Here is a 26,551-nt window from a genome sequence, read left to right on the forward strand (position 1 = left end):
GTGACAGTAGAAAAAAGACAAAAACCTATTTGTAAAAAAAGAACAATAGTAGCTAAAACGAAAGTGTTTACTATTGAGCAACTACAATTACATTTTTCAAATGGTGAAGAACGTATTTATGAGCGTGTTGGAGGTCAGAATAGTGCAGGAGCAGTTTTAATTGTTGCTATCACAGCTGATGATAATCTTTTATTAGTACGGGAATATGGCGCCGGTGTAGATGACTATACACTTGCATTTCCTAAAGGCGTTATTGAGCCAGGTGAAGAGGCGATCGTTGCAGCTAATCGAGAATTACAAGAAGAAGTTGGTTTTGCAGCAAAAGAACTTTGTTGGCTAAAATCAATGTCGTTATCTCCTGGCTACTTTACCTCCCATACTGAATTGGTGTTAGCGCGTGATCTTTACTTAAGTTCATTACCGGGTGATGAGCCTGAGCCTATTGAAGTAGTTAAATGGCCATTAGCTGATTATGACAAGCTATTAAATGATCCAACTTTTTCAGAAGCGCGCAGTATTGCTGCGTTATTTTTAATTAAACAATGGTTAGAAAGGAAAAACAATGACTAATCGAGTTAAAGTTGCCGTAACCGGCGGAGCTGGCCAAATTGGCTACGCTTTATTATTTCGTATTGCTTCAGGCCAAATGTTTGGGCCTAATACTGAAGTTGAATTGCAACTACTTGAACTTGAGCAAGCACTGCCTGCTTTAAATGGAGTGGCAATGGAACTTGATGACTGTGCTTTTCCTTTATTAAAACGTATCGTTTGCACAGCAAATTTAAATGAAGCAATGAATGGTGTTAATTGGGCTTTATTGGTTGGCTCAGTACCCCGTAAACAGGGTATGGAGCGATCAGATTTACTACAAATAAATGGTGGTATTTTCACAAAACAGGGCCAAGCGATTAATGATAATGCCGCTGATGATGTACGCGTGTTTGTGGTTGGTAACCCTTGTAATACTAATTGCCTAATTGCCATGCATCATGCAAAAGATATTCCTAATGATCGTTTTTTTGCTATGACTACCTTAGATGAATTAAGGGCAAAAACACAATTAGCGAAACGTGCTAATGTTGATGTTACCGCAGTTACTAATATGACTATTTGGGGTAATCATTCATCAACCCAATATCCGGATTTTTATAATGCTAAAATTAATGGCCAGTCAGCTGCTACTGTCATTAATGACGAAGCCTGGTTAAAAGAAACATTTGTTTCAACAGTGCAACAGCGGGGCGCTGCTATCCTCAAAGCGCGAGGCCTTTCTTCAGCTGCTTCTGCTGCAAATGCTGTTATTCAAGGAGTAAGTAATTTAATTAATGATACCAATTCAAATGATTCATACTCGATGTGTCGCAGCTCGCAAGGTGAATATGGCGTAGATAAAGATTTAATTTTCTCTTTTCCATGCCGCACAGAACAAGGAAAATCAATTGTAGTTGAAGGGCTTGAACATAATGATTATGGCCGTAGTAAATTTGATGCTACGCTAAATGAACTACGTGAAGAAAGAGAAATGGTAAAATCACTAGGTTTATTGGATGATTAATATTTCTCCAATTGAAAGTTAATCCAACCCTTTAATGCTTTTAATTTGCTTGCCTAGATTAATTAAAAATCTAGGCAAATATATTATATTTATGAATGTTATAGACAAAGTGTAAGAGTCCCTTTAATCTAGAAAAACTAGCTGGCTCGCTTAAAGTTAATTAAATGGATCTAATGCCAAGGATAACAGGCTAAATTATATGTATGTTTCAGTAAAATTAAAATTTTTAATCTGTCTTATTATTGCTCTTGCCTGGTTAATACTTTGTTTTTGGTTGTCCTTACCCTGGATAGCAGATTTAGCTGTATATATATCAATTATCCCATCTTTAATTATTGTTTTTTCTATAGCTCTTATTCCTGGTTTCATGTTTATGTTTTTGCTTACAAGTTATCTTTTGGATCAACGTGAAAGTAAAAAAATTAATAATTATTATCCGCCCCTCACAATTCTTATTGCCGCTTATAATGAAGAAGAAATAATAAAATCTACTTTGATGGCAATTAAAAACCAAGTTTATCCCAATTATATAGAAACTATTTTAATTGACGATGGCTCGGAAGATAGAACAATAAAATATGCAGAGACGGTTGGTTTAGAAAACATACATATAATACAAGCGCAACATAATGGGAAGGCTGCTGCTTTAAATGTAGGTTTAACCAAAGCTAAGTTTGATTGGATAATTACTTTAGATGCAGATACTTATTTATTACCTAATGCAATTAAAGAACTTGTGAATAAATTATTTAGTGGTCCTGAGGGAACTATCGCTTGTGCTGGCTCAGTCTATGTAAAAAATTCTCGCCAAACATTAATGACTAGAATCCAAGAATGGGATTATTTTCATGCAATCGCTGTGATTAAACGATCACAAAGTCTTTTGCAAGGCACGTTAGTAGCTCAAGGTGCATTTTCTATTTATAAAAAAACTGCTCTAGAAGAAATAGGTGGCTGGCCATTATTAGTTGGTGAAGATATTGTACTCACTTGGGCATTACTCAATAAGGGGTATCGTATTGACTTTGCTGAGAAAGCTATTTGTTTTACGAGCGTTCCCACTACCTATCGTCAGTTCTTTTATCAGCGAAGTCGATGGGCTCGAGGCTTAATAGAAGCATTTTATCATCATATTAGAACATTAATAAGACCCCGTTTAGCTACTTTCTATGTTTATTGGAACTTAGGCTTTATTCTCTTTGATACAATATTCTTTTTCGTTTTTATTCCGGGTTTAATAGCTGCATTATTTGGTTATTACTTTATTGCAGGCCCGATGACATTAGCTCTTATCCCTCTAGCTCTTCTGAACAATCTTATTTTTTTCATAGGTCAAAAAGATTTGTTTAAATTAAGTGGATTACGAGTAAGAAAAAATATAATGGGTTTTATTCTATATCTTTTGTTTTACCAATTTTTAATGAACCCTGCGGTTATTCACGGTTATTTTTCAGAATTAATAAGAATTAAAAAAACCTGGGGAACAAAATGAAGCGCATATTTTATACTCTAGCCCTTTTAATATTTGTTATCTCAGTTAATGGCATCGTTTCGACTTGGGCTGCGGAAGATAATACTATAGAGCAAAAATATTCCTTAGCACAAAAGCTTATTGCAGAACGAAGATATCAAGAAGCAATTAAGCTTTTGGAAGAAGTAAAAGTTAATAATAAAAAGCCAGACGTAGATATTACTTTAGGCGACACTTATGTCATGTTAGATAATTTACAGATGGCCCTATATTATTATAAATCTGCTCTTGATAAAGCGAAGTTAAGCAACAATGAAGTCATGGCCCGCATTTCTCTCTTCCGTATCGCCCGTATGCAGATAAGTTTAGATCAGGTTCAAGAAGCTATTATAAATTATGAATTGTTATTGAATATGAATTTATCCTCAGAAGATAGAGGCATTGCTGAAGAAGGTTTACAAAAAGCTCAAGCTATCTTATTGGGCAAGAAACTACAACAAGCCGCTACTTTTATTGAACAAGGGAAAGGGACAGTAGCTTTTGATCTTATCAAAAATGATTTGGAAAAAAATAAAGATAATTACCGTTTACAAATTATTGCTGGCCAAAGCTTAGCTTTAATGAATAAACCTCAAGAAGCATTAATACATTTTCAGCAGGCTCTTGATTTAAGCATTTCTAATGATGAGAATAATACTGCACTTTTAAATATAATTAAAATGCAATACTGGTTAGGTGATAATCAAGCAGCCCAAAAATCTTTGGTAGAACTGCAAAAGTTACCTTTATCTGAGCAAAATAAACAGCAGCTTAATAATATTATTGAACAATCCGTGGCTACTCCTAAAGCTCTTGAACAAAAAAGCGCTGAGGAAGCTCAAGAGGTTTTACTTGGTGATAAGTTACAAAAAGCTACAGTGCTTATAAAACGAGAGAAAGGTAAGGCTGCTTACACAATTATCAAAGATGAGTTAGAAAAAAATATAAGTAGTTATCGTTTACAATTTGTGGCTGGACAAAGTTTAGCGATGATGGGAAAACCAGCGGAAGCGTTAGATCATTTTCAACGCGCTCTAGCGTTAAGTCAGACCAATGAACAAAAAATAGCAACGCTTTTAAATATACTTAAAATGCAATATTGGTTGAAGAGTAATTCAGCGCAGCAGACGTTAAATCAATTACAAAAACTATCATTATCTACGCAAGATAAACAGCAGCTGGATAAAATAATTACTAATTCAACAATAGTGCTTGGATTAAATACAGATGATACAAAAACTGAGGTTAATGAGACACTATTAGGGGAAAAGTTACAGCGTGCTATTGTTCTTATTGAGCGAGGGCAAGGTAAGGCTGCTTATGCAATTATTAAAGATGAATTAGAAAAAAATGATAAAAGTTATCGTCTGCAATTTGTGGCTGGACAAAGTTTGGCAATGATGGAAAGGCCACAAGAAGCGTTAAGGTATTTTCAACGAGCTTTATCACTAAGCCAAAATGAAGAGCAAAGAGTATCGACTCTTTTGAATATCCTTAAAATGCAGTATTGGTTGAAAGATAATTCAGCACAGCAAACTTTAAATCAGCTGCAAAAATTAAATTTATCTGCGCAAGAAAGGAGGCAGTTAGATAAGATAGTTAGTAACTCAAAGGCAGCGCCTGGAACGAATCCAGATAAAAATGAAATGAATGAGTCACTACTAGGGGAAAAGTTACAGCGCGCCATTGCCTTTATTGAGCAAGGGCGAGGTAAGGCTGCTTACGCAATTATTAAAGACGAATTAGAGAAAAATAATAAAAGTTATCGCCTACAATTTGTGGCTGGACAAAGTTTGGCAATAATGGAAAAGCCAAAGGAAGCATTAAATCATTTTCAACTTGCTTCTGAATTAAGTGAAAATGATGAGCAAAAAATCGCAACTCTCTTAAATATACTTAAGATGCACTATTGGTTATTAAATTTAAAAGCTGCTGAAAATACTTTAAAAGAGTTACATGCATTACCATTAACACCAAAAGATAAAAAGGAAATTATTGAATTAACTATAAAATCTAGACTTAAAAAAGCAAGTCGTGTTGGTAAAAATCCTACTGATTTAGCGATGGAACGAATTCGACTAGCCCTTAAAAAGGAAAAACCGCGAGAGGCTTTAGCTCTTTTACTTAAATACCCGAATAAAACATCTTACCTTTATTATTTAACTGCCGGTGATGTATTATTTTTACTTGAGGATCCCCGTAACTCAGAAGATTACTATATAGCTGCTTATAAGAAGGCAACAAACCAAGAAGAAAGAAAAGCTGCACTTTTTGGTATTGGTAAAACGACATTATGGCTTGAAGAATATGAAAAAGGGCTAGCCGCTTATAGAGAATTATCAACCTTCTCCTTAACAAAAGATGATAAAGAGATCGTAACTACTGGCTTGGTTATTTCCATTACTAACTTAGATTTTCCCCGTAAAGCACTAACATTAGTAGAGAACACACCTAGTTTTAATTATCCTATGAGTGTTATTGCTGCTACTAGAGCTGCTCTGTATTCGGGCTTAGCTTATAAAGCTCAGGCTATTTGGTTAGGAAATCTCAAAACGTTACAAAAAATTCCTCCTGGACATTTTCTCCAACGGCAAATAAGAGAAATTAATTGGCTCTTATTACAAGAAACTTCTACTGCAGCGCTCGGCACTAATTATTATACTGTTAAAGATACAGACGACTTTGTAATAACGCGACAATCTGCGGATTATAGTTACAGAACTTTTGGTATCAATTCAAATACAATTTCCGTTGTAGGCCAGAATTTTTATACCGATCCTCAATACAAAATTAAAATGAATTATTTCTCTATTCGTCAAATATTTACAAATATTGAAGACGATCTAGATTTAGATTTTACAGCAACCGCGGCCGAGCTTCGCTATGGATACCCTCTAGATCAATCACCATGGCGACCTATGTTATGGCGGGCCGGATTATTTTATCATCCTAATGATTATTTAGTATTTAATACTTACAATAGTCAAGAAGTTGTTGAAGCAATTCCGGCTCTGCAAGAAGGCATTCTTATCAATACAACAGAAGGCGGATTCATTTTTCATCCCATAACTCGACTTTATACCCGTTTTGCTTTTTTTCATAACCGTTTCACTGATGGTAATAGACGTAATGGTAAATCAATGGCATTTAGCTATCAGCTTATCCGTCAACTTGCACTATTTGTTGAATTACGTTATCGAGGTTATCGTAATTCTCTTTATAGTAATGGTAATTATTTTAGTCCTGCTAAATTAGAAGAAAAAACAATTAATGTTATTCTTAAAAGACGTTTTACGGCAACTTGGGCTATTTATGCTGAAGGCGGGGTGGGTGATCAAACTATATTGCCAACGCCATTCGATCAAGAAAGTAAGGCACCTGTACTTTCTTATGATATAAACTTAACCGGTGCATTAACAGATAATCTACGACTTAATTTAGTTTATGGCTACAGTCGAAATGCGTTTGGTTCCTTTATGGGAAGCTATGCTCGAACTTATTTTGCTGCAAATTTAAAGCTCTTTATCCTCTAAAAAGTAAGACTAGGATCAACCCCCCTTACCTAAAAATTTAGTTAGATAGACTTTGACTTGATATTACAATTTCATTTTCTACTTTATATTTACTTTCAAAAAACATGTGCCGACTAAAATCATTTGGCCCTGACTTAAATATAGGTAATACATAAAAATTAGGATTAAAATTAAATTGTTTACAAGTCTTTTCAACTAATTTGGCAAGATAGATGTCTGTAGATAACGCTTTTTTATAATAAGGAAGTCGAGATTCAAAATAGTTTTTTAGCTCTTTTTTAGAAATTGGATCAACAAGTTCTAATTTTGAGGTAAACAATTTATCTAAAGCTTCAATCTCAAATATATAAGCATTAGTTTCAGTATTTTTTATATTTGCTGCAACATTAAAGGCGTGCCCCACTTCATGAATAATAGCGCCGATAATTTCAATCCTAGGTTGACTTAAGAAACTTTGTTTAATAGCAATGGTTTGATTCATTATCCAGTTTGGATGATGTCTACTTAAAAGCTGATAAGTATTTTTATTAATAAAAATAGCTGGATTTTTACAAGCTCCTGTAAAATCCTTAGGCGGTTGTAGTATATCAATAACTAATTTAGGTATTTGAGCACATACTCCATTATTAAGGCCAAGTTTACCAATTAATTGACAGATTGCGATAAGTTGCTGAATTTCTGTTTCTGTAAGCATTATGAACCTCTTCGTAATCTAAATTACATTTGCAAATGACACAAAAATTAAATGATTAAATTTAGTGACCAATGATTATTCTTCGTGCTTATTCATTAGTCAATAAGTTTAATAATTTTTTTTGCTCAATGAGGTTCGCTGCTTACTACAATAAAAATTTAACTTTAATGCTTAAAATGTCTCACTCCGGTAAATATCATAGCAATATTGGCTGCATTAGCGGCTGCTATAATTTGTCCATCGCGGATTGAACCACCTGGTTGAATAATTGCCGTAATGCCAGCTTTGGCAATTAGCTCAATACTGTCAGGAAAAGGGAAAAAAGCATCAGATGCTAAAATTGAACCTTGACTAGAGAAGCCTGCTTGCTCTGCTTGCCATAATGCAATACGGGTACTCATTACACGACTTGTTTGTCCTGCGCCTATCCCAATAGTTGCTAAGTCCTTAGCTAGTACAATGGCATTTGACTTGACATATTTAACAGCTTGCCAGGCAAAGAGTAAATCTTGCTGCTGCTCTTTTGTAGGCCTTTTCTCAGTAACGATCATAAACTTATTGATATCAATAGGAAAATTATCATGTTCTTGAACTAAGAATCCGCCGTCAATATGTCGCATATCAAGTTTGAATTGATCATTTACAGGTAAATTGCCGGTTTCTAAAACTCGAATATTGGGTTTAGTTGCTAAAACTTTTCTCGCAGCATCACTAATAATTGGCGCAATAATCACTTCAGCAAATTGAGTTGCCAATAAGGTGCTTGCCGTGTCTTCTTCTAGACAATGATTAAAGGCTAAAATACCGCCGTAACTTGACACAGGATCAGTTTGATAGGCGCGTTGATAAGCTTGAAGTTGATTGCTTGCTAAAGCGATACCACATGGATTACCATGTTTAACAATAACGCAGGCCGCAGTAGTTGATGCGAAAGCGCGTACACAATCTAGCGCTGCATCAGCATCCAATAAGTTATTGTAAGAAAGTGCTTTGCCTTGAATAACCTTAGCAAGAGCGAGAGAGCCTGGTAGTGCATTTTTATCTGTATAAAAAATAGCTTGTTGATGAGGATTTTCTCCATAACGCAAATCATATTGTTTGTTAAATTGGCAAGTTAGCGTAGTAGGAAAACCACTAGGCGTTTTTTCGTCATTTAAAGCATTGAGATAATTGGAAATAGCCGCATCATAAGCAGCCGTATGTGCAAATGCTTTTTTTGCCAGGTTAAAGCGCCAGTCTTTAGGCATTTTCTTTAAATTAATATATTCTGCTAATTCTTGATAATCGTGAGGGTTAACAACAACTATAAGATGGGCATGGTTCTTTGCTGCTGCTCGAACCATAGCAGGACCGCCGATATCAATATTTTCAATTGCTTCAGAAAATTTACAATCTGGATCACTAATAACTTGTTCAAAAGGGTAGAGATTAACGATCAAAATATCAAACGGCTTAATGGCATGTTGTTTTAAGACATGCTGATCTTGTTTTCCACGCGCTAGTAAACCAGCATGAATAGCTGGATGCAGTGTTTTAACACGCCCATCTAATATTTCAGGAAAATGGGTACAATCACTCACTTCAGTAACAGGAAGTTTCGCTTGACGTAATAAGGCGGCAGTATTTCCTGTGGCAACTAATTCAATATTATGCTCATGAAGTGTAGTGGCTATGTCAATTAAGCCATTTTTATTAGAAACACTTAATAACGCTCTTTTAGGGCTAAAAGGGAGCATGTACTTCTCCAATTATATAGTTTTTAATATATAGCTTTACCCATTGCTGCCTTTTCTAAAGCTGAGTAGGTAAGAGTATAGATGTTTTGATTTAACGACATGTAAATACAAGTAATGACCAATCTGCCAAAGTATCCGTTTGCTGATGAACAAAATCAGATTGATAAGCCTCTATTAAGCTAGCTGTTTGTTCATTTAAAATACCTGAAACGACCAACATGCCTTGTTTATTAAGTAATTGTTTAAATTTGTCTTTTAATTGCAGTAAAGGTGTTAAAAGAATATTGGCAATAAGTAAATCAACTTTAACAGTCAGTTTATCAGGCGAAGTTATAATTAATTGTTGTGCATTAATTTTATTAACTTCAGCATTACTTTGGGTGGCTTGTAATGCTTGTGGGTCAATGTCAACAGCATGGACAAGTTGAGCGTCTAATTTTAAAGCAGCTAAAGCTAGGATCCCTGAACCACAGCCGTAATCAATCATTACTTTAGAGGACAGGTCTGCTTTAGCAAGCCAAGTTAAGCAAAGTTGCGTAGTAGGATGAGTCCCTGTACCAAAGGCAAGTCCTGGATCTAAGATTAAATTGATTTCTTTAGGGCTTGGTGGTGTAAGCCAAGATGGGCAAACCCATAAACGGTCACCAAAGCATTGCGGTTTAAAATCGTCCATCCAGGCTCTTTCCCAATCCTGATCAGGTAGTTTAGAAATAGTTACCTGCAAATGTGTATACAACTTAGATAAATTACGGGCAATTTCTTGAGCTAGTTCTTCATATAGGAAGAGTGCTTTTATTGTTACTTCGGGCCATAAAGGTGTTGCACCTGGTAGGGGCTCTAGAACGGGGTCATCATTTTTATCGCTTAAAGTAATTGATAGCGCGCCACTTGTTTCAAGAATATCGCTTAAATTCTCAACTTCATCAGGGCGACATGCTTCAATTTCTAACTGATACCACACAGTTTAAGATTCCTTTAACATCGATTCTAAATAATGAATATTGGTTCCACCCTCGACAAAGCTTTTATCATGCATAATTCGCTGATGCAACTCAATATTGGTTTTAATGCCTTCAATAATAATTTCATCTAACGCATTACGCATTCGACCAATAGCTTCTTTACGTGTTTTACCATAACTAATTAATTTACCAATCATAGAATCGTAATTAGGCGGTACGGTATAGCTACTATAAATATGAGAGTCAAATCGAATACCTGGTCCACCTGGCTGGTGTAATAAGCGAATAGTGCCAGGCGAAGGCATGAATGTGCGTGGATCTTCTGCGTTGATACGACATTCAATAGCATGACCAGTTAATTGAATATCTTCTTGTTTTAATGTGAAAGGTACTTCACTGGCAATTTTAATTTGCTCTTTAATTAAATCAATACCGGTAATCAACTCGGTAACAGGATGCTCTACCTGAATACGGGTATTCATTTCGATGAAATAAAAGCAGCCATCTTGATAGAGAAATTCAAACGTTCCTGCACCTCGATATTTTAATTCTGAACAAGCCTTTACTACTCGATCTCCAATTTCTTTCCGTAATTCTGGCGATATTCCAGGTGCTGGCGCTTCTTCTACTACTTTTTGGTGCCGTCTTTGCATAGAGCAATCACGCTCCCCTAGGTGTATAGCTTTTCCTTTGCCATCGCCTAACACTTGAAATTCAATATGGCGTGGATTTTCTAAGAATTTTTCCATATATACGGTAGGATTATTAAAAGCGGCTTTAGCTTCACTACGTGTTAAAGCAATTGCATTTAGTAAGTTTGATTCACTATGAACAACACGCATACCACGGCCGCCACCACCGCCAGCCGCTTTAATGATAATTGGATAACCAATTTCTCTAGCAAGTTTTATATTTTCCTGATCATTTTCTGAGAGTGGGCCATCTGAACCTGGAACACAAGGAACGCCAGCTTTTTTCATTGCAGTAATGGCTGATACTTTGTCACCCATTAAACGAATGGTGTCACTATGAGGGCCAATAAAGGTAAAGCCGCTTTGCTCAACAATATCGGCAAAATCAGCATTTTCTGATAAAAAGCCATAACCAGGATGGATAGCAACAGCATCCGTTATTTCAGCAGCTGAAATAATAGCAGGAATATTTAAATAGCTTTTTTGAGAAGGTGCAGGGCCAATACAAACTGTTTCATCAGCCAGTCGTACATGTAATAAATCTTTATCGACGCTTGAATGAACAGCAACTGTTTGTATACCTAGCTCTTTACAGGCACGCAAAATACGTAAAGCGATTTCACCACGATTAGCAATCACAATTTTGTTAAGCATGCACAACTTCCTTACTCAATAATAAATAACACTTGGTCATATTCAACCGGATCACCATTGTTTGCGCAGATATCGATAATTTTACCTGCTCTATCAGCTTCAATTTCATTAAACATTTTCATCGCTTCAACAATACACAATGTATCGCCTGCTTTGACTTGTTGGCCGACAGTTACAAAAGCGGGTGCATCAGGTGAAGGGGAAGTATACATTGTACCAACCATAGGAGAACGAATTTGATGACCTGATATTGAATTCTCTGTGGTTTTTACTTCAGTTATATCTGTGGTTGGTTGAATTTGAGGTGGTATATGAGTTGGCAAATTAGGCTGGGAGGGGGCCGTAATGTAGCGAGGTGGCGCTATCTCAGTGGGAGGATAGCTATAACGACTTAGACGAACGGACTCTTCACCTTCCTTGATTTCTATTTCTGAAATACCTGTTTCTTCCAACAATTCAATAAGTTTTTTGATTTTGCGGATATCCATTAATATAGCTCTCTCTCAATTAGATTCTTCTAAAATGGCTTGTAGGGCTAATCGATAGCCTCTAACACCAAATCCTGTTATGACACCTTGAGCAATATCAGACAAATAAGAAAAATGTCTAAAGGGCTCACGCGCATAAATATTGGAAATATGTACTTCAAAGAAAGGTATAGCCACGGCACTTAATGCATCGCGAAGCGCAACACTCGTATGGGTAAAAGCAGCAGGATTAATAATGATGTAATCAATACTAGCATCAGCAGCTTGATGGATAGCATCAATTAATGCTGCTTCGCTATTGCTTTGAAAACAACTTAAATCCCAGCCCTTATCTGTTGCTAGTTTGCGCAAACTATTATTAATATCTGCCAGATTTGTTGAACCGTATACAGAAGGTTCACGTGTACCTAGTCTGTTTAAATTTGGTCCATGTAAAACTAAAATTTTTTTCATTTTGGGTGAAATAAACAACATTTTTGCGATTCTGCCTGAAGTTAAAGCTAATGTCTAGAACTAAGATGATATCGGCAAGATCAAAGCATAATTGTTACCAGGTTTTAGAAAAATTTATTTGGCAACCTACTTTATTGCCAAAGATATAAAGCATAAATTCACTTCAAATTGTAAATTAAGTTTTGTTGGAATAAATTTTGAGTTGAAGTAATCTAGCCCGGGGAAAAGAATATATGAACTCTACTTGACCAAGGTAGCTAGAAAAGATAAACAAGCTATCCTGGTCTAATAATTTAGAAAAGCGGCTAATAACTGTATTTTTTAGATAATTTGCCTTTGTTAGCAAAATTAATTTAAGGCTTCCAATCTCCAGTGGGAGGCAATATGGTTGGTTCAAGCGGCATAAGAAGCCATAAAATAATATAGACTAAAAACGCAGACCCACCCACCAGAAAAAAGAGGACAAACAATAGCCTTACCCACAGGGGATCCATATTAAAATAAGCTGCTAACCCACCACAAACACCAGCAATCTTTTTGTCAGTACGTGAGCGATATAATTTTTTATAAGGTTTCTGTAATTCAGTCATTGCTATTCCATTTAATCTATATATTTACTATTTTACCATTTATTTTCGTTAATGTAGGTAAATTATTCAATTTTTAAGCCATTCACTGAGTGATTAACCATTTTTAATAGGCGTTCTGTAATGCCTGCCCAACTCTTTCCTAGTGGAGGAAGCTCGACAAGAATGGTAGAGGCAGATGAGTTATCTGCCTGACGAAGCTGATAATAAAGCTCGTAAGCAACTTCACGCGAGTTTAATGAAAATTGATAATAAAGGTTTTTATTTAAATTTAATTTTTTGCTAAATGAAAAAATATAGGCATTAGGATATAAATCTAATAAGCGATTTAACTCTTTAGCCGTCCTAAAGCAATAAAGTGGTTTTTCGGGTTGATAATGGGTCAATAAGCGGCCAGATACACGTATGTTGCTCTCATTTTTTGCTGTTTCTATTGCTATAGTCGTTTGAATAGATTGCTCATCGATTAAGCCATGTCTTAATACTTGATAGTGAATAGGTGAGGTAGCATCAATAATAGTTGATTCAATGCCTATTTCACAGCGCCCTCCATCTAATATTAATAATGGTTGATTACTAAAACTTTGTTGCACATGCAACGCTGTGGTAGGGCTAATCTTGCCAAAGGGGTTTGCTGAAGGAGCCACTAGAGGAAAATTTAAAGCTTGCAGTAATGATTGGGCAACTGGATGTTTAGGACAGCGGATAGCAACCGTATTTTGGCCGCCTGTAACTAAAGGGTTAACCATATTCGGTTGGCAATTAAAGACAATGGTTAAAGGACCTGGCCAAAAAGTATCAATTAATTTTTGAGCATACGGGGGTATAGAGGTAACCCATCTAGTTAAATCACAGTCTTTAGCCACATGCATAATTAACGGATGATTAATAGGTCGGTTTTTGAGAGCAAAAATTTTTAAGATAGCTTCTTCATCTTCCGCATTACCTGCTAAACCATAAACGGTTTCAGTTGGTATGGCGACCAGATTCCCTACGTTTAGTTCAGTAATTGCTTCATTAATATTTTGTGTAATAGTACTCATAATTTAAGTAACTTAACTTGGCTAGTTCTAGCGCTTTTTATTAAGTTCCTATAATGATAAAGGTACATACAGTTTGGTTGTTGTATGTGATTTGAACCTAATATTGCGCTATATCTGCAAATGAAAGATTTTATTGTACTAAAAACAAGCATAAAGAGTCTAAGATTTCTTATTAATTTATTTCCGTTTTGCAGATATTCTAGGTAAACGGTATAACATTTACAAATTTTAATCTATGAAGGTAGCCAAAACCAGGAACAAATAATGAGTATATTTTGAGAGTTATTAAATAACTGATGTTTTTTGTAAGAATCAAAATAAAACATATCTTGCTCAGACAAAGGATAAGGCGTACCTGCGTACGTTAAAATGCCACTACCTTGTAAGACAAGCCAGCACTCATTTTCAATATGACAATCTAGGGGCGTTTCTCCACCAGGCTGCAAGTGAAAAAAAGTCGCTTCGAAAGGAGGTTTGGCATTAAATTGGATAGGATAAATTTGTAAATCATTATTAACTGTTTCGACTTTTTTAAAGCTTAATTTTGGGTTATACATAGCTAACATGATTATTTTCCTCATAAAATTTATTGGCCGAATTAATATCAAAGACGCAATTTTCAGACGATAAATCGTAGATTTCTTTTTCACTGATACTGTTAATAATGGTTGCGCTTCGCCATGCCATCAAACAGAAATTAGGATCAGCTAACCCATGCATATGTCGAGATGCATTTTGTACATAAATTCGGTTGGATTTTGGCCCATCCCATTGAAGGGAGAAGTCTTGATTAACGATATAATGGTCGTTTTGCAAAGGAATTCGGTCTGCAAGTGATTCTAAATAGGAGGGATATGCCCATTTATAACCCGTACATAAAATAATAATATCTGCTGAAATGACTTGAGCGTATTTGGAATGAAATTCCTGAATAGCTAAATTGTAACCGTTACTGCTTTTGGTAATTTTTTTGAGTTCATGATTAAAAATTAGTTTATAGAAACGTCCCTTATTTTCTAAAAATTCTAAAATATACATCTTACGATAAATTGAATTTAAAAGGCTTAAAGAGATGCCATCGCTTACGAGTTTATGTTGATTGAGAAAAGAAATTTTTTGTTCTTCGGACAAATTAAAAAAATAATGATTAAAAGAAGGAGTAAATAAATCATTAGTAAACGTTGAATCATCAAGTGGGGCAAACAGATTGCGCCGTGTTATCCAAATTAATTTCTGAGGTAAATTTGAGGTATCTGATAAAATATCATGGATTATTTCAGCGCCACTTTGCCCACCTCCGATGATTGCAACTTTTTTCCCTTGTAGGTTATGTTTATATTTTAAAAAGTCTTTATTATGAAAAACAGAATGACTTAAATAATTCTTTGCTGCATCCGGAATATGAGCAGATAAACCATTTCCTAATACTAAATGCTGAGATTGAATGATTCTTTTTGATGTTCGCATAGTAAACAATGCTTTCGTAAATTGAATATCTTCAACTTGTTCTTTAAATATTAGATTAGGTAGCGAGCGGCTAACCCAATTTAGATAATGATTAAATTCCATTCTGAAAACATGACTAAATTGCGCATTCATAAATCGATACAGGCGTTTATGTTTAGCTAAATAGGAAATAAAAGAGTAAGGATTAGTTGGATCAACTAAGGTCACTAAATCTTTTAAATAACTTACTTGAATTTCGGCCTCTTTAATGAGCATACCTGGGTGCCAAATAAACGCTGGATTTTGATCAAAGAAATAACTTTTTAATGATTTTATTGGGGATAAAAGTGCGGCTAGACTTAAGTTAAAGGGGCCTATACCTACGCCTAATAAATCTACTACAGACGTTTGATTTCCTTTAATCATATTATCTCCTGTTAATGAATGATCGAATCTGCGGTAAGGGGCGTTTGATTAATAGTTAATTTTCTATGAAAAGGTAGTGAGGGTTTAGTGAATAATTGATGAATAGACGGCTGATTTGGATAGCCAAGTGCTTGCCAAAGCCCCTGACCTAGTTTTGGCATAAAAGGTGATATGAAAAGAGAAAAAGCTTGTAGCCACCAAAAATTAGAAGAGGCATAAGGAGGTAATTGATTAGCAAGTTTTAACCATAAGCTAATATTTTTAATTGCTTGATGAGGAAAAAAATGATTAGGTTGTAAAACTTGTTTATTTACATCTAAAAGCTTTTGTAAGTGATCTTTTAAATCTGAATCACAAGAATTAGGTTGTGAATCTGGTAGCATTGCTTGCATTTTAAGAACTAATTGGTTTTGCCAATCAAGTGTTTGATTATAAAAAATTGAAAAGTCTTGTGAAGAAAAGTTGCCTGAACTTGTATGTATATCTATCGATGCTAAATAAAGCCTAATAATATCACTAGAAAGTTGCTGATGATTAATAACATCATCTACCCAGATAGCATGACGACGACTGGTAGAAAATTTTAAGCCATTTAAATTAAAAAAATAATTTATCAAATAGAAATCAAAAGGCTTATACTCAGGAAGATAGGAGCTGATACCTAAGATACTACTAATAAATGGTATAAAATTATCATGACCAAAGCTAGCAATAGTAATAGTGGAAGAGTCAATAGCGAACGCATTAAGGTTATTACCTTCAATTTTCCCCTGCAATTCTCCTAACATTAAAGCGTAAGCAAATACAAAACCATAACTAAAAAAAGTACTGCTCTGATTACACTTTAATCCCCATGCAGCTTGCGTGGTTAATCGGAACAAGTAATTCTGCTTATGTAAAAATTGATGATAAAGCTGCTCAAGCTTTAAGTTAATTCCTTTATTTTTTAAAGGTGGCGGTGATTTTAAACAAAGAAAAATATTTTCTACTTGCTTAATAAGTTCTTGGTTATTTTGTTGAATAATTTCTTCTGGACGATAATGAGTCCCACAGGCCTCACAAAAATAGCTTTCTGTTTTTTCTTTGCATGATGGGCAAAATCCGATTTGCCAACAACCAACTTTAAAGCGTTGATTAATGCTATCCCAAATCATATTCTCTTTTAATTTTTGGCAAGCATTCTTATTTTGCAATGTCTGGAAAATTATTTCATGCCATCGAAGATACGTTTGCATCAATAGGGGATGGCTAGGTTGTACAAAATGGGCAATTTCAATATCCATTGCCTTTAAATCTGCAGCAATTAGGGGATTATAAAAACTACAAATGTATTCTGGTGTTGTCAGTTTTTTAGCCGCTTGCAGCATAACATACGATTCAAAATCATCAGTTCCGGTTAGTATTGTGGCTTGATGACCCGATATACGTAGATGCCGAGCAAGAATATCCGCACTTAAATAAGGGCCACCGATATGGCCTAGGTGTAATCTGCCATTGGGTGTAGGAAAAGCAGGTATTAATAAATATTTTTTTTGATTTAACATCGTTTACATCCCTTTAACTTCGATTTATTTATTAAGTTTTAGTCCATATTTTGCAATGAATTAACGAATGGTTTATGAGGCAATAAATGGATATGTTTTTTTAATTCAGTAGACATAATTTGAATAGAAGATTGCCAAGCTCTATTTGAAATTTCTAGGGATTTTATTTTATCCCTAGCAATGACAGCATTCACCAAATCCTGACAGTCATGAATGTATGCAAGAATAGTTTCTCGGTTAGTATTATGACGGCTTAAGCACAAAAAATGATAACGAGCAGCATTTTCATAAAGAATATCCTTCATTTTAAGTAACCAAGGTGATTTGCATGCCTTAATCAATGTAGAGCTAAATTCTTTTTCCATAGCATGCCAGGTATACGAATCGAGAGTATCATTGGTTTTCATAAATTTTGAATATCGATACCAGCAAGCTATGATTTCTGCTTCCCAATGGTCATCACCATTTTCAATGGCTAACTCTAATGCTATGTTTTCAATACGCATTCTGTTTGTGTAAATATCATATAACTCGTCTAAGGAGAGAGTTGGTACACAAAAGCCGCACTGTTCTTTAAAATGAACGAGTCCATTTGTTATTAAGCGAGATAGTGCCTCTCGCAGTGGGCTAAAGCCAACACCATATTTTTGTTTTAAGTTCTCTAACTGTAATTTAGTGCCTGGCGCAAAATAACCCCTCAGTATGTCTTGACGTAACTTCTCTGTAATTTGCGATGCTTTAGTTTGTTTTCTTAATTTATTTAGCATCATCTGGCCTGGTAAAATTAATAAAACTCAATTATGCATGATTTTCGAAAATTTTAAAATAATCGAAAATATTTATTTGTATTTTTTCTAACTTTTGTTCCATTAAATATTTGATTCTTGTGTTGTTAACAAAAAAGCAGACTGAATACCTAATAGCCTGAAAATTAAGTTACTGATTTTAAAATTTAAAAAATTATGGTAGTTTGATTGTTACCTGTTAGAATTACGTCCTTGAATTCGAGAGTAAGGCCAACCTCTTAGTCTTAAATTCTACGATGCAATTAAAATAGGCACTCAATAATTGCTTTTGTTACCATGCTTGTTCATAGCTAGGATGTTATGAATCAACCATTTTAATAAAAAAGTAAGCTTATTTTGTTGTACCTATTATCTCTAGCGGTAAAAAGGAATAGTACAACAATCAAAGGACTTTGTTTTAAATGGAGGATTAGTTATGCGCACATGGATTAGATTAACGACGTGAGCATTCTAAATGGATTTGCTTCATGTGTATTAACTGAAGGAGTTAAGATTAATGCACTCAAATTTTTATTTATCACCTGTTGCAGCAGCTTGCTTAGCGCTTAGTGTAGTTTCTTCTGTTCAAGCAGCCGAATCTGTTTCTTTAAATAAGGCTTCTCTAGATACTATTAAGAAACAATTTACTCTTAATATATCATCAGAGATGACACTGTTTAGTACTAATAGCTTGAATTTTATTAAGCAGCATACAGATAAAAATAAAATTAGTCATATTCGTTTGCAGCAACAATATGAAGGGTTCGTAGTGATTGGTGGTTATGCGATTATCCATGCCCCACAGACAGCCCAGTCGATTCTAGCAAGCGGAAATAATACTGATGTAAAAATGAATGGTATTGTTTATCGAGGTTTACAAGGCGATCTAGGTAAACCATCACCAACTTTTGTGAAAAATGCCAAAAATGCATTACAGCAGTTTAAAGCGCAGTTTGCTAATCACTTAGTAAGTGAAGAAACAGTTAAACCAGTCGTTTACATTGACAAGGATTCAAAAGCGCATTGGGCTTATAGAGTTAGCGTATTTGTTACTTATCAAGATAAAATTCCTGAGAGACCAACTGCTATAATTGATGCCGCAACTTACCGACCTTTTATTCAGTGGAATGATGTAAAAACTGAGCGTTCCGCAGTAAAGGGTAAAGGTTATGGTGGTAATAAGAAAGTAGGTCGTTTTTCATATGGTGATGAATTAGCTTATCTTGAATTAACACGTGATGCAGATTCTGCTAAATGTTATATGGAAAATGATGGCGTACGTGTAGTAGATATGGAACATCGTTATTCTTCTAGAAATAACCCTATGGCATTTGATTGCAAAGACACAGTAGGTGAAGATGGTATCTACTGGACAGGCTATAAAGCGGATGGCTACGATAAAGAAAACGGTGCTTATTCTCCTACCAATGATGCTCACTATGCAGGTTATGTAATTAACCATATGTATAAAGACTGGTATGGCATTAACGCACTTTCTAAATCTGATGGTTCACCAATGCAATTAGTCATGCGTGTTCATTATGGTAATGGCTATGAAAATGCTTATTGGGACGGCCGCCAAATGACCTTTGGTGATGGCGAAGATATGATGTATCCGCTTGTCTCACTTGGCGTTGGTGCTCATGAAATTAGCCATGGTTTTACTGAACAGCATTCTAATCTAGAATATTATGGCCAGTCAGGCGGTATGAATGAATCCTTTTCTGACATGGCAGCTCAAGCTGCTGAATTTTATTCAGTAGGAAAAGCAAGCTGGCAAATTGGTGCAGAGATTATGAAAGAAGGCAGTGGCTATGAGGCATTACGCTTCATGGATGAACCAAGTCGAGATGGTACTTCTATTGACACAGCCGATGATTATTATGGTGGTTTAGATGTTCACTATTCAAGTGGTGTATTTAATCGATTATATTATCTCATAGCTAATCTTCCAGGCTTTGATGCTCGTAAAGCTTTCGATGTGATGGTTAAAGCGAACATGGATTATTGGACACCTTACACAACTTTTGCTGAAGGCGGATGCGGTGTATTAAGCGCGGCTCAAGATCTTGGTATTGAGTTAGAAGGGGTTAAAAAATCATTAAAGAAAGTAGGCATTGATGCTAATTCTTGTGATTAATCTCTAAATACTTCTATAAAAATTATCCAAGTGTTGTGCTACAACACTTGGATTTTCCATATGTAAATGATGTCCGCCTCTTACTTTCATAATCTTTAAATTTTTAACGGCTGCAATTCGCTGTTGAATATCATTTTCATTAAATAATGATCCTTGCTCAGTAAGTATTAAGCATGTTGGCGATGTAATGCCTGAGAGACAAGAAATAACTTGTGCTTCTGTAAGACGTAAAGGACTTGGGTAAACTAAGCGACGATCATGATGCCAGTAAAATTTACCATTGCTTTCACTTAATCCACGTGAGCATAAAAGTCGTACCAGTTCAAGGGAGAGAAACCCACGTGCAGCTCTTGCTTGAGCTGCTAGCTCTAGAGAAGAATATAATTTAGGTTTTGAATGTTTTTTCTCAATGCCTTTAAATAGATAAGATGATAATTGTTCAAGACAAGTATCTTCAGGGCGAGAAAGGGGGCCAAGTCCTTCAATTAAAGCGACAGTAGAAATACGTGTTGGAGCAATACCTGCTAATATACTCGCTAAACAAGCGCCTAGCGAGTGACCCAGTAGGTTAATTTTTTTAATATGAAGCGCATCAATAATATTAATTAAGGTAAAAACGCCATCAATAAAATGGTAATAACCCCCTTCATATAAATGAGAGGATAATCCATGGCCTGGTAAGTCAATGGCAATAACGTAAAAATCTTTAGCAAGATAGGGCGCCAGAAGTTCAAAAGAATTAGCGTTATCTAACCAGCCATGAATAGCTAGCAGCGGCGGTAAATCATTCCTTCCCCAGGTTCTAGCTGCAATAGTAAAGCCTGGTATAGTTAATTTGAGCTCATCCATAATATTATCGATTTTATCTAAGATAATTAATTTTGTAACAAATACGATGTTTTTACCAATTAAAATAATTCACTTAAGTTATGGTGATAACAAGTGAATGGACTTCCAGCTTATAACCTTTAGTGAGTCAATAATATTACTTCTTCCTTAAATCGCTATTTGACTAAATAATTTAAATAGATCTTTCTAGAAGACCTTATTTTTATCAGCATAGACTTTCATTTAAAAATAGCCCGATCCAGAGTATTGATCATTTTATGTTAATTCAGTAAAATAAATTATCAATAGGTATAATTATTGAGTTATGATATGAAGATTAAGTATCATTTAAATGATTGCCCATCTATTAGTATTCAACTTAATTGGAATGAGCCAGTTTTTTATTATCCGGCGTGCCCCATCGTTTCTCAAACAATAATAGGCTATTTCAAAGTAAATAATGAGTATGAGCTAGGCAAGCTTTACTGGGAAGGCGCTCTTGAGCTTCCCTTTATCCAGCAACCGGTTCAGTATCCTCTTTGTATAGAAGTGAAACAGCCAGTGGCAGCTTACTATCCTACCGTTAAGAATTATGATGAAATCTCGCCGCTTTTAAACAGAGGGTTTTTTAAACCTATTTCTGCTGAACAACGTATTGCTTTACGTGAGCATAATATTAACAATTATAAAAAGTCAGCTAAGGTCTTAGGATATGGGCCTGATGTAAATTGTAGAGCACTAGAATTAATGGCTGATGAGATAGAAGAAATGACAGCAAAAGGAATTGCTTTTCAAAGTGAGAGTTAAGCCAGACTTAACTCTCACTATACAACCATTAAGTAATCTGACTTTGTCGCGCTCGACAAAGTTGTTTGTCAACAGGGACTTCAAGGATTTTTTTATCTTGAATCCAATAAACAAAATTTACATGAAAGTCCTTGCAAAATAAATCTTTAATTTGTTCATCATTACAAGCATTCTGCTCAATAATAGCTTTATTATCCTCTTTTATTTTTACTGCTTGATCAACATTAATATCTTTAATTTGATAGGTAAATGTTACAGTATCATCTTTTAAATGAATATCATTTAGTTGAGTCCTACTATCAACCATAATGGGTAAGCCATCGTTCAAACTTAGTTCGTCTTTGGAGGCCTGAATGAGTCCGCTAAATACCATTGCACTAGCAAGACATATAAGTTTCTTAAACCAGGATTGCTTCATAGCTTTCTCCTTATATTACATCACGATCTGTATTTAAATTTGACTCATTTTTATTGGCAATTATTTTAAGATAACATAATTTAAAATTTATCTCAAATTTTGTGACAAATTATAACTTTTATTTTGTGACGAAATTAGGAATCCTATATTTATAGACGTCATTCTAATAAACTAAACTATTAAATTAATACTTACTACTTTAAAAAGAAATTTTTAATGTTATGCTTATTAAATCTGTTTATTGAAGGTTATTAATGATGAAGCAACCGCGACAAAGTGTGTCGCTGGTAACTTATAATATTCATAAAGGTTTCGGCGTTGGCAAATTAAGATTTTTGCTGCCTGAAATGCGCTATGCTTTATCTAATTTAAATCCTGATTTTGTATTTTTGCAGGAAGTTCAAGGTTTCCATCAGCGGCGTGCTCAAAGAATTCAAACTTGGCCTGATTTACCACAATTTGAGTATATTGCTGAGAAAGATTGGCCACATTATCTTTATGCTAAGAATGCTATTTATCAATCTGGACACCATGGCAATGCTATATTAAGCAAATATCCTTTTGTAAGCTTTGAAAATATTAACTTATCAAGACAAAATCGTGCTTCTAGGAGCATATTACATGGACAAATTAAATTAGATAATAACCAAATTCTACATTTATTATGTGTACATTTAGGGTTATTTAAAGCAGAACGGGCATCCCAGTGTCGGGCTTTAGTTAATCGGATTATAGAAGTAATTCCTGATAATGAGCCTCTTTTAATGGCCGGTGATTTTAATGACTGGCAGATGCATCTATCTAAACCTCTAGCAGATGCTTTAGGTATTCAAGAAGCGTTTAAAGTTCTAGAAGGGCAACATGCGCGTTCTTTTCCAGCCTTAAAACCAACCCTATGTATTGATAGAATCTATTTTCGCGGTTTACAGGTAGAAAAAGCACAGTGTTTTAGCAATAAGCCTTGGCGAACTTTATCAGATCATTTACCTTTATTTGCCAAGTTTACTATTGCTTAATAAAGTTACTTAATTTAACAAGGTAACGTCTCTAAATTTTTTTGTATACAATCTAGCTTTAATTTTTGCATGAAACTTTAATCTTATGTCGTTCTGTGCCCTCTCCGATGCAAGGAGCTTGAGTAGGATAATGCCTTTCGATAGGGGGCAGAGTGACGTAAGTTTAAAGAGCTGGGTAAGAATTGAGCTTAAATTTTATACAAAAAACTTTAGGATCGTTGCCTAGCAATTTGAGAGGAACACTATCAAGCTATAACTTTAAAAGCAATAGCTTGATAGGTCATTGATTATATTATTCTTTTTCCATGCTAGGCTCATAATCACCGAAACATGCTAAGCTATTTAAACGAGCTCTTTTAAGTAAAGCAGCTTGGGCGGCTTCAATGTTTTCCGGATTTCCCTGCCAAATTTTTAGACAATCTTCTTGTAAGGCTCGACCATAGGAAAAACTTAAGTTCCAAGGTTGATAACCAATTTGGTTAATCGCATTTAGATTAGCTGTCGCTTGTTCAGAAGTTTGGCCACCTGACAAGAAATTGATACTAGGTACTGCAGCTGGCACCATATTACGAAAAACACCAATTGTATAGTCAGCTATATCTTCGGGTGAACTGAAAGGTTGCACTTCTTTACCACTAGTCACCATGCTTGGTTTAAGGATAATATTTTCTAATTCAACCTGATGTATAAATAAGGATTTAAAGACTTCATGAAGTACCATTTCAGCCACTTCTGCGCATAAATCAATGTTATGGTTACCATCAATTAAAACTTCCGGCTCTACAATGGGCACAATACCTACAGATTGGCAACAAGCTGCATATCGAGCTAGGTTCTCAGCGCCCGCTCGCATGGCAGTTAAGCTTGGAGTTGATTGGGTAATTGAATAGACATTTCGCCATTTAGCAAAACGTGCACCTAATTTTTTAAAATGAACTAAGCGCTCTTCAAGACCATCTAGCCCTTGGGTAACTTTTTCACCTTCAGTATTAGCTAAATTAATTAGTCCTTTATCAACTTTTATACCTGGTACGATACCCTTCTGAGTAAATAATTCAGCAATTGATGTACCATTATCATCGCGGTGTTGAAAGGTTTCTTCAAATAAAATGACACCGCTAATATATTGTTCTAATTCTGGAGCTGTAGCTAAAAGAAGGCGGTAATTGCGGCGATTATCGTCACTATTTTCTACATTAATACTAGCAAAGCGTTTGCCAATGGTACTATTACTTTCATCTGCTGCAAGTATTCCTTTTCCGTCTTGAGTTAATTGCTCTATGGTATTTGCTAATTCTTCATAATACATGTTAATTTACACTCCTTATTTAGGCTGTAGAAACAGTTGCTACTACCTCGTAGTAGCAGAAATATATTTTTCGCGAATGATTTGTTGCATTGCAAAACCACGATTTTTTAATTCTTCAAAGCACTCATCAATCATACCTGGATTGCCACATAAATAAACTACATCTTCAACAGGGTTTAATGCTATTTCGGGAAAAGCGTGTTGAATATAGCCCCTAAACTGATGCGATTGTAGATTTATATCATTAGCGCGGCTTAATTGTACTCTAAAAGAGACTTGGTTTGGATAAGCTTTCGCCAAATCTAGGAACTCTGACTCATAAAGTGCATCTTCTGGTCGTTGAACACCTAACATAATTAGTACGTTTAGCTCATGATGCTGCTTAAGCCGATTATCAAGTTCTTTAAGCATTGCGCGATAAGGTGTTACACCTGTGCTCGTTGCTGCTAAAATATAGCGCTTGGGTAATTCATCTTTCAAAATTAAGCGTCCAAAAGGTCCGTTAATATTAATTACGTCCCCTGGCGCTAAATTAAATAATAAATCGGTTCCAGGCCCTCCCTCAACATACCCTGCGGCAAATTCAATATAATTATCTTGGCTAGGTATGTTAGCTATACTATAACTACGTTTAAGTAATTTGCCATCTCGCTCAAAATGAATAGTAATAAATTGCCCCGGAATATAAGTAAAAGGTGGGGTTTTATCTGCCTTAAAAATAAAATGTTTTACATTGGGCGAGAGCATGAAAGCTTCTATTAAGGTAATAGGAAATAAATTTGCTTGCATATTTTTACTACTAAATGAAAAAGTTATCTAATATAGGCTAAATGGCTCGCATTGCAAGTGATAATAGAGAATTTAAGGTATAATTAAGCTATGAGTGGAAATATTGATTTAATTGCAATGCTCGGTAACTTAAGCCGATCCCTTTTTCCAGTCCAATCTGTGATTGTTGGCATTGCTTATATGCTTGGTATTCTCTTTTTTATTACAGCGTTGCAAAAACTGCGAAAAATTGGAGATGAGCGGGCAAATTCCTCATCACAAGAAAGTATTTTTGTGCCTATGGCTTATATTTTATTAGGGGCAGCGTTACTTTTTTTACCTTCTGCTTTAGAAGCACTCTCTAATACGACCTTTGGTGTTGGTAATGTTTTATCTTATACTGATTACAATAAAAATAGTGTATTTGGCTCGATTGGATTGATAATTCGTATAGCTGGTTTGATTTGGTTTGTTCGCGGTGCTGTACTTCTAACCCATGCCAGTCATCCAGGCTCACAAGGTCAGGACGGACTAAAAGGATTTATGTTTTTATTTGCCGGTATTTTAGCTGTTAATTTTGATAATACAGTAAGTGTAATAGCAACTATTTTCAGTAAAATCGCTGCATTTACTTTAAATTCTACTCGTGCTTGATTAATTTTCACAGATCTTAAGATTGTTCTTTTTTGCAAATTCCATAATAGATTGATAAACATCGGGGCTCGTTTCTTTTAATTTAGGGTCTAATAAGACGCATTTATAACCTTGGGTATTAATACTAGGCTGCAGGAGAGGCGAATAATAAAGACGATTATTTTTAAAGACAGCCATGTTCCCACTCATACGCTCAGCCCAATCACTTGGGCGAAAAGTCTTACCTTGCTCCGTAACACCTTCAATCACAATTTTTTTCTTTTCAACATCAGAATTCGTCATAGCTGCAGCACAAACAACACAGTATGCCTATTATAGCATCATATTGGTAAGTAATAATTAAGTTAGAATAACTAAAAATGAATATAAGTTAGATATAAAGGCAACAAAAGTTCTTTTTCGCTTTTAGCAGGCATTATTTATTATAATATAAAGCTTTTAAGTGAATTTAGCTTAAAATAGGCTTGGGTGGCGCCAAAGCAAAATTCACTAGTGATATAAGG

The 26,551-nt window shown here is 35.0% G+C and carries 25 protein-coding genes; 8 read left to right on the top strand and 17 right to left on the bottom strand.

Translation table 11 applies throughout. The annotated features are described in order from the left end of the window. From nudE to DYH30_RS02890, 4 genes are all read left to right on the top strand, one after another. A complete protein-coding gene (gene nudE, locus DYH30_RS02875) occupies positions 1-570 on the top strand; it encodes an ADP compounds hydrolase NudE (protein ID WP_115330209.1) in 570 nt (189 codons plus the stop codon). Beyond that, positions 563-1,555, top strand: a complete 993-nt coding sequence (locus DYH30_RS02880; protein ID WP_115330210.1) for a malate dehydrogenase — start codon at positions 563-565, stop codon at positions 1,553-1,555. Before nudE ends, DYH30_RS02880 begins: the two co-directional genes overlap by 8 nt. Before the next feature lie 199 nt (positions 1,556-1,754). Then, the gene (locus DYH30_RS02885; RefSeq protein ID WP_115330211.1) at positions 1,755-3,047 is read left to right on the top strand and encodes a glycosyltransferase family 2 protein; all 1,293 of its coding nucleotides are present in this window, start codon (positions 1,755-1,757) and stop codon (positions 3,045-3,047) included. Further along, positions 3,044-6,598: a hypothetical protein gene (locus DYH30_RS02890; RefSeq protein WP_115330212.1), complete on the top strand. Its 3,555-nt coding sequence runs from the start codon at positions 3,044-3,046 to the stop codon at positions 6,596-6,598. The genes DYH30_RS02885 and DYH30_RS02890 overlap by 4 nt, the downstream gene beginning before the upstream one ends. 37 nt (positions 6,599-6,635) lie before the next feature. Here the strand turns inward: DYH30_RS02890 and DYH30_RS02895 are convergent, their stop codons facing one another. From DYH30_RS02895 to DYH30_RS02950, 12 genes are all read right to left on the bottom strand, one after another. Next, a complete protein-coding gene (locus tag DYH30_RS02895) occupies positions 6,636-7,292 on the bottom strand; it encodes a hypothetical protein (protein WP_115330213.1) in 657 nt (218 codons plus the stop codon). 164 nt (positions 7,293-7,456) lie between these two features. After that, positions 7,457-9,028, bottom strand: a complete 1,572-nt coding sequence (gene purH / locus DYH30_RS02900) for a bifunctional phosphoribosylaminoimidazolecarboxamide formyltransferase/IMP cyclohydrolase (protein WP_115330214.1) — start codon at positions 9,026-9,028, stop codon at positions 7,457-7,459. Between the two features lie 91 nt (positions 9,029-9,119). Beyond that, on the bottom strand, positions 9,120-9,989 hold the full coding sequence (prmA, locus tag DYH30_RS02905) for a 50S ribosomal protein L11 methyltransferase (protein WP_115330215.1): 870 nt from the start codon (positions 9,987-9,989) through the stop codon (positions 9,120-9,122). A 3-nt stretch (positions 9,990-9,992) separates the two neighbouring features. Next, positions 9,993-11,336: an acetyl-CoA carboxylase biotin carboxylase subunit gene (accC, locus tag DYH30_RS02910; protein ID WP_115330216.1), complete on the bottom strand. Its 1,344-nt coding sequence runs from the start codon at positions 11,334-11,336 to the stop codon at positions 9,993-9,995. An 11-nt stretch (positions 11,337-11,347) separates the two neighbouring features. Beyond that, a complete protein-coding gene (gene accB, locus DYH30_RS02915) occupies positions 11,348-11,824 on the bottom strand; it encodes an acetyl-CoA carboxylase biotin carboxyl carrier protein (protein WP_115330217.1) in 477 nt (158 codons plus the stop codon). Positions 11,825-11,839: 15 nt separating this feature from the next. Then, positions 11,840-12,277, bottom strand: a complete 438-nt coding sequence (aroQ, locus tag DYH30_RS02920) for a type II 3-dehydroquinate dehydratase (protein WP_115332476.1) — start codon at positions 12,275-12,277, stop codon at positions 11,840-11,842. A 353-nt stretch (positions 12,278-12,630) separates the two neighbouring features. Continuing rightward, a complete protein-coding gene (locus DYH30_RS02925; RefSeq protein ID WP_115330218.1) occupies positions 12,631-12,867 on the bottom strand; it encodes a PspC domain-containing protein in 237 nt (78 codons plus the stop codon). A gap of 62 nt (positions 12,868-12,929) precedes the next feature. Beyond that, the gene (locus DYH30_RS02930; RefSeq protein ID WP_115330219.1) at positions 12,930-13,907 is read right to left on the bottom strand and encodes an L-threonylcarbamoyladenylate synthase; all 978 of its coding nucleotides are present in this window, start codon (positions 13,905-13,907) and stop codon (positions 12,930-12,932) included. Between the two features lie 233 nt (positions 13,908-14,140). Further along, the gene (locus tag DYH30_RS02935; protein ID WP_160116146.1) at positions 14,141-14,473 is read right to left on the bottom strand and encodes a cupin domain-containing protein; all 333 of its coding nucleotides are present in this window, start codon (positions 14,471-14,473) and stop codon (positions 14,141-14,143) included. Further along, positions 14,457-15,779 carry a lysine N(6)-hydroxylase/L-ornithine N(5)-oxygenase family protein gene (locus DYH30_RS02940; RefSeq protein WP_115330221.1) on the bottom strand — a complete coding sequence of 441 codons (1,323 nt, stop codon included), beginning with the start codon at positions 15,777-15,779 and terminating at the stop codon, positions 14,457-14,459. Before DYH30_RS02940 ends, DYH30_RS02935 begins: the two co-directional genes overlap by 17 nt. 11 nt (positions 15,780-15,790) lie before the next feature. Further along, positions 15,791-17,323, bottom strand: coding sequence for a class I tRNA ligase family protein (locus DYH30_RS02945; RefSeq protein WP_115330222.1), 1,533 nt, complete (start codon positions 17,321-17,323; stop codon positions 15,791-15,793). A 38-nt stretch (positions 17,324-17,361) separates the two neighbouring features. After that, positions 17,362-18,090: a GntR family transcriptional regulator gene (locus DYH30_RS02950; protein WP_242604713.1), complete on the bottom strand. Its 729-nt coding sequence runs from the start codon at positions 18,088-18,090 to the stop codon at positions 17,362-17,364. A 535-nt stretch (positions 18,091-18,625) separates the two neighbouring features. Between DYH30_RS02950 and proA the strand changes: the two genes are divergently transcribed. Continuing rightward, complete coding sequence (gene proA, locus DYH30_RS02955; RefSeq protein ID WP_115330224.1) at positions 18,626-20,248, top strand: zinc metalloprotease ProA; 1,623 nt, start codon at positions 18,626-18,628, stop codon at positions 20,246-20,248. Positions 20,249-20,251: 3 nt separating this feature from the next. Here the strand turns inward: proA and DYH30_RS02960 are convergent, their stop codons facing one another. Further along, positions 20,252-21,097 carry an alpha/beta fold hydrolase gene (locus DYH30_RS02960; RefSeq protein ID WP_115330225.1) on the bottom strand — a complete coding sequence of 282 codons (846 nt, stop codon included), beginning with the start codon at positions 21,095-21,097 and terminating at the stop codon, positions 20,252-20,254. 309 nt (positions 21,098-21,406) lie between these two features. On the opposite strand from DYH30_RS02960, the gene DYH30_RS02965 reads away from it, so the two are divergent. Further along, positions 21,407-21,883, top strand: coding sequence for a hypothetical protein (locus DYH30_RS02965; RefSeq protein ID WP_115330226.1), 477 nt, complete (start codon positions 21,407-21,409; stop codon positions 21,881-21,883). 28 nt (positions 21,884-21,911) lie between these two features. Here DYH30_RS02965 and DYH30_RS02970 read toward each other — a convergent pair whose 3' ends face one another. Then, complete coding sequence (locus tag DYH30_RS02970; RefSeq protein ID WP_115330227.1) at positions 21,912-22,301, bottom strand: hypothetical protein; 390 nt, start codon at positions 22,299-22,301, stop codon at positions 21,912-21,914. A gap of 257 nt (positions 22,302-22,558) precedes the next feature. Here DYH30_RS02970 and DYH30_RS02975 point away from each other — a divergent pair, with 257 nt between their 5' ends. Next, positions 22,559-23,317 carry an endonuclease/exonuclease/phosphatase family protein gene (locus DYH30_RS02975; RefSeq protein WP_115330228.1) on the top strand — a complete coding sequence of 253 codons (759 nt, stop codon included), beginning with the start codon at positions 22,559-22,561 and terminating at the stop codon, positions 23,315-23,317. A gap of 292 nt (positions 23,318-23,609) precedes the next feature. Here DYH30_RS02975 and DYH30_RS02980 read toward each other — a convergent pair whose 3' ends face one another. Further along, on the bottom strand, positions 23,610-24,626 hold the full coding sequence (locus DYH30_RS02980) for a class I fructose-bisphosphate aldolase (protein WP_115330229.1): 1,017 nt from the start codon (positions 24,624-24,626) through the stop codon (positions 23,610-23,612). Between the two features lie 42 nt (positions 24,627-24,668). Continuing rightward, entirely contained in the window at positions 24,669-25,415 is a 747-nt protein-coding gene (locus tag DYH30_RS02985; RefSeq protein WP_115330230.1) for a ferredoxin--NADP reductase, read from the bottom strand. A 90-nt stretch (positions 25,416-25,505) separates the two neighbouring features. Between DYH30_RS02985 and DYH30_RS02990 the strand changes: the two genes are divergently transcribed. Continuing rightward, a complete protein-coding gene (locus DYH30_RS02990; RefSeq protein WP_115330231.1) occupies positions 25,506-26,048 on the top strand; it encodes a type IV secretion protein IcmC in 543 nt (180 codons plus the stop codon). Here DYH30_RS02990 and DYH30_RS02995 read toward each other — a convergent pair whose 3' ends face one another. Continuing rightward, entirely contained in the window at positions 26,049-26,330 is a 282-nt protein-coding gene (locus DYH30_RS02995) for a DUF3579 domain-containing protein (RefSeq protein WP_115330232.1), read from the bottom strand. It abuts the gene before it with no gap. Between the last annotated feature and the right edge of the window lie 221 nt (positions 26,331-26,551).

This window comes from Legionella busanensis, from assembly GCF_900461525.1.
Taxonomy (GTDB): domain Bacteria; phylum Pseudomonadota; class Gammaproteobacteria; order Legionellales; family Legionellaceae; genus Legionella_C; species Legionella_C busanensis.

What these genes read in the sequence shown, in the direction of transcription:
- DYH30_RS02880 (WP_115330210.1), top strand. Translation starts at nt 563, where the DNA reads ATGACTAATCGAGTTAAAGTTGCCGTAACCGGCGGAGCTGGCCAAATT.
- DYH30_RS02885 (WP_115330211.1), top strand. Translation starts at nt 1,755, where the DNA reads ATGTATGTTTCAGTAAAATTAAAATTTTTAATCTGTCTTATTATTGCT.
- DYH30_RS02890 (WP_115330212.1), top strand. Translation starts at nt 3,044, where the DNA reads ATGAAGCGCATATTTTATACTCTAGCCCTTTTAATATTTGTTATCTCA.
- DYH30_RS02895 (WP_115330213.1), bottom strand. Translation starts at nt 7,292, where the DNA reads ATGCTTACAGAAACAGAAATTCAGCAACTTATCGCAATCTGTCAATTA.
- purH (WP_115330214.1), bottom strand. Translation starts at nt 9,028, where the DNA reads ATGCTCCCTTTTAGCCCTAAAAGAGCGTTATTAAGTGTTTCTAATAAA.
- accC (WP_115330216.1), bottom strand. Translation starts at nt 11,336, where the DNA reads ATGCTTAACAAAATTGTGATTGCTAATCGTGGTGAAATCGCTTTACGT.
- accB (WP_115330217.1), bottom strand. Translation starts at nt 11,824, where the DNA reads ATGGATATCCGCAAAATCAAAAAACTTATTGAATTGTTGGAAGAAACA.
- aroQ (WP_115332476.1), bottom strand. Translation starts at nt 12,277, where the DNA reads ATGAAAAAAATTTTAGTTTTACATGGACCAAATTTAAACAGACTAGGT.
- DYH30_RS02925 (WP_115330218.1), bottom strand. Translation starts at nt 12,867, where the DNA reads ATGACTGAATTACAGAAACCTTATAAAAAATTATATCGCTCACGTACT.
- DYH30_RS02930 (WP_115330219.1), bottom strand. Translation starts at nt 13,907, where the DNA reads ATGAGTACTATTACACAAAATATTAATGAAGCAATTACTGAACTAAAC.
- DYH30_RS02935 (WP_160116146.1), bottom strand. Translation starts at nt 14,473, where the DNA reads ATGTTAGCTATGTATAACCCAAAATTAAGCTTTAAAAAAGTCGAAACA.
- DYH30_RS02940 (WP_115330221.1), bottom strand. Translation starts at nt 15,779, where the DNA reads ATGATTAAAGGAAATCAAACGTCTGTAGTAGATTTATTAGGCGTAGGT.
- DYH30_RS02945 (WP_115330222.1), bottom strand. Translation starts at nt 17,323, where the DNA reads ATGTTAAATCAAAAAAAATATTTATTAATACCTGCTTTTCCTACACCC.
- DYH30_RS02950 (WP_242604713.1), bottom strand. Translation starts at nt 18,090, where the DNA reads ATGCTAAATAAATTAAGAAAACAAACTAAAGCATCGCAAATTACAGAG.
- proA (WP_115330224.1), top strand. Translation starts at nt 18,626, where the DNA reads ATGCACTCAAATTTTTATTTATCACCTGTTGCAGCAGCTTGCTTAGCG.
- DYH30_RS02960 (WP_115330225.1), bottom strand. Translation starts at nt 21,097, where the DNA reads ATGGATGAGCTCAAATTAACTATACCAGGCTTTACTATTGCAGCTAGA.
- DYH30_RS02965 (WP_115330226.1), top strand. Translation starts at nt 21,407, where the DNA reads ATGAAGATTAAGTATCATTTAAATGATTGCCCATCTATTAGTATTCAA.
- DYH30_RS02970 (WP_115330227.1), bottom strand. Translation starts at nt 22,301, where the DNA reads ATGAAGCAATCCTGGTTTAAGAAACTTATATGTCTTGCTAGTGCAATG.
- DYH30_RS02975 (WP_115330228.1), top strand. Translation starts at nt 22,559, where the DNA reads ATGAAGCAACCGCGACAAAGTGTGTCGCTGGTAACTTATAATATTCAT.
- DYH30_RS02980 (WP_115330229.1), bottom strand. Translation starts at nt 24,626, where the DNA reads ATGTATTATGAAGAATTAGCAAATACCATAGAGCAATTAACTCAAGAC.
- DYH30_RS02985 (WP_115330230.1), bottom strand. Translation starts at nt 25,415, where the DNA reads ATGCAAGCAAATTTATTTCCTATTACCTTAATAGAAGCTTTCATGCTC.
- DYH30_RS02990 (WP_115330231.1), top strand. Translation starts at nt 25,506, where the DNA reads ATGAGTGGAAATATTGATTTAATTGCAATGCTCGGTAACTTAAGCCGA.
- DYH30_RS02995 (WP_115330232.1), bottom strand. Translation starts at nt 26,330, where the DNA reads ATGACGAATTCTGATGTTGAAAAGAAAAAAATTGTGATTGAAGGTGTT.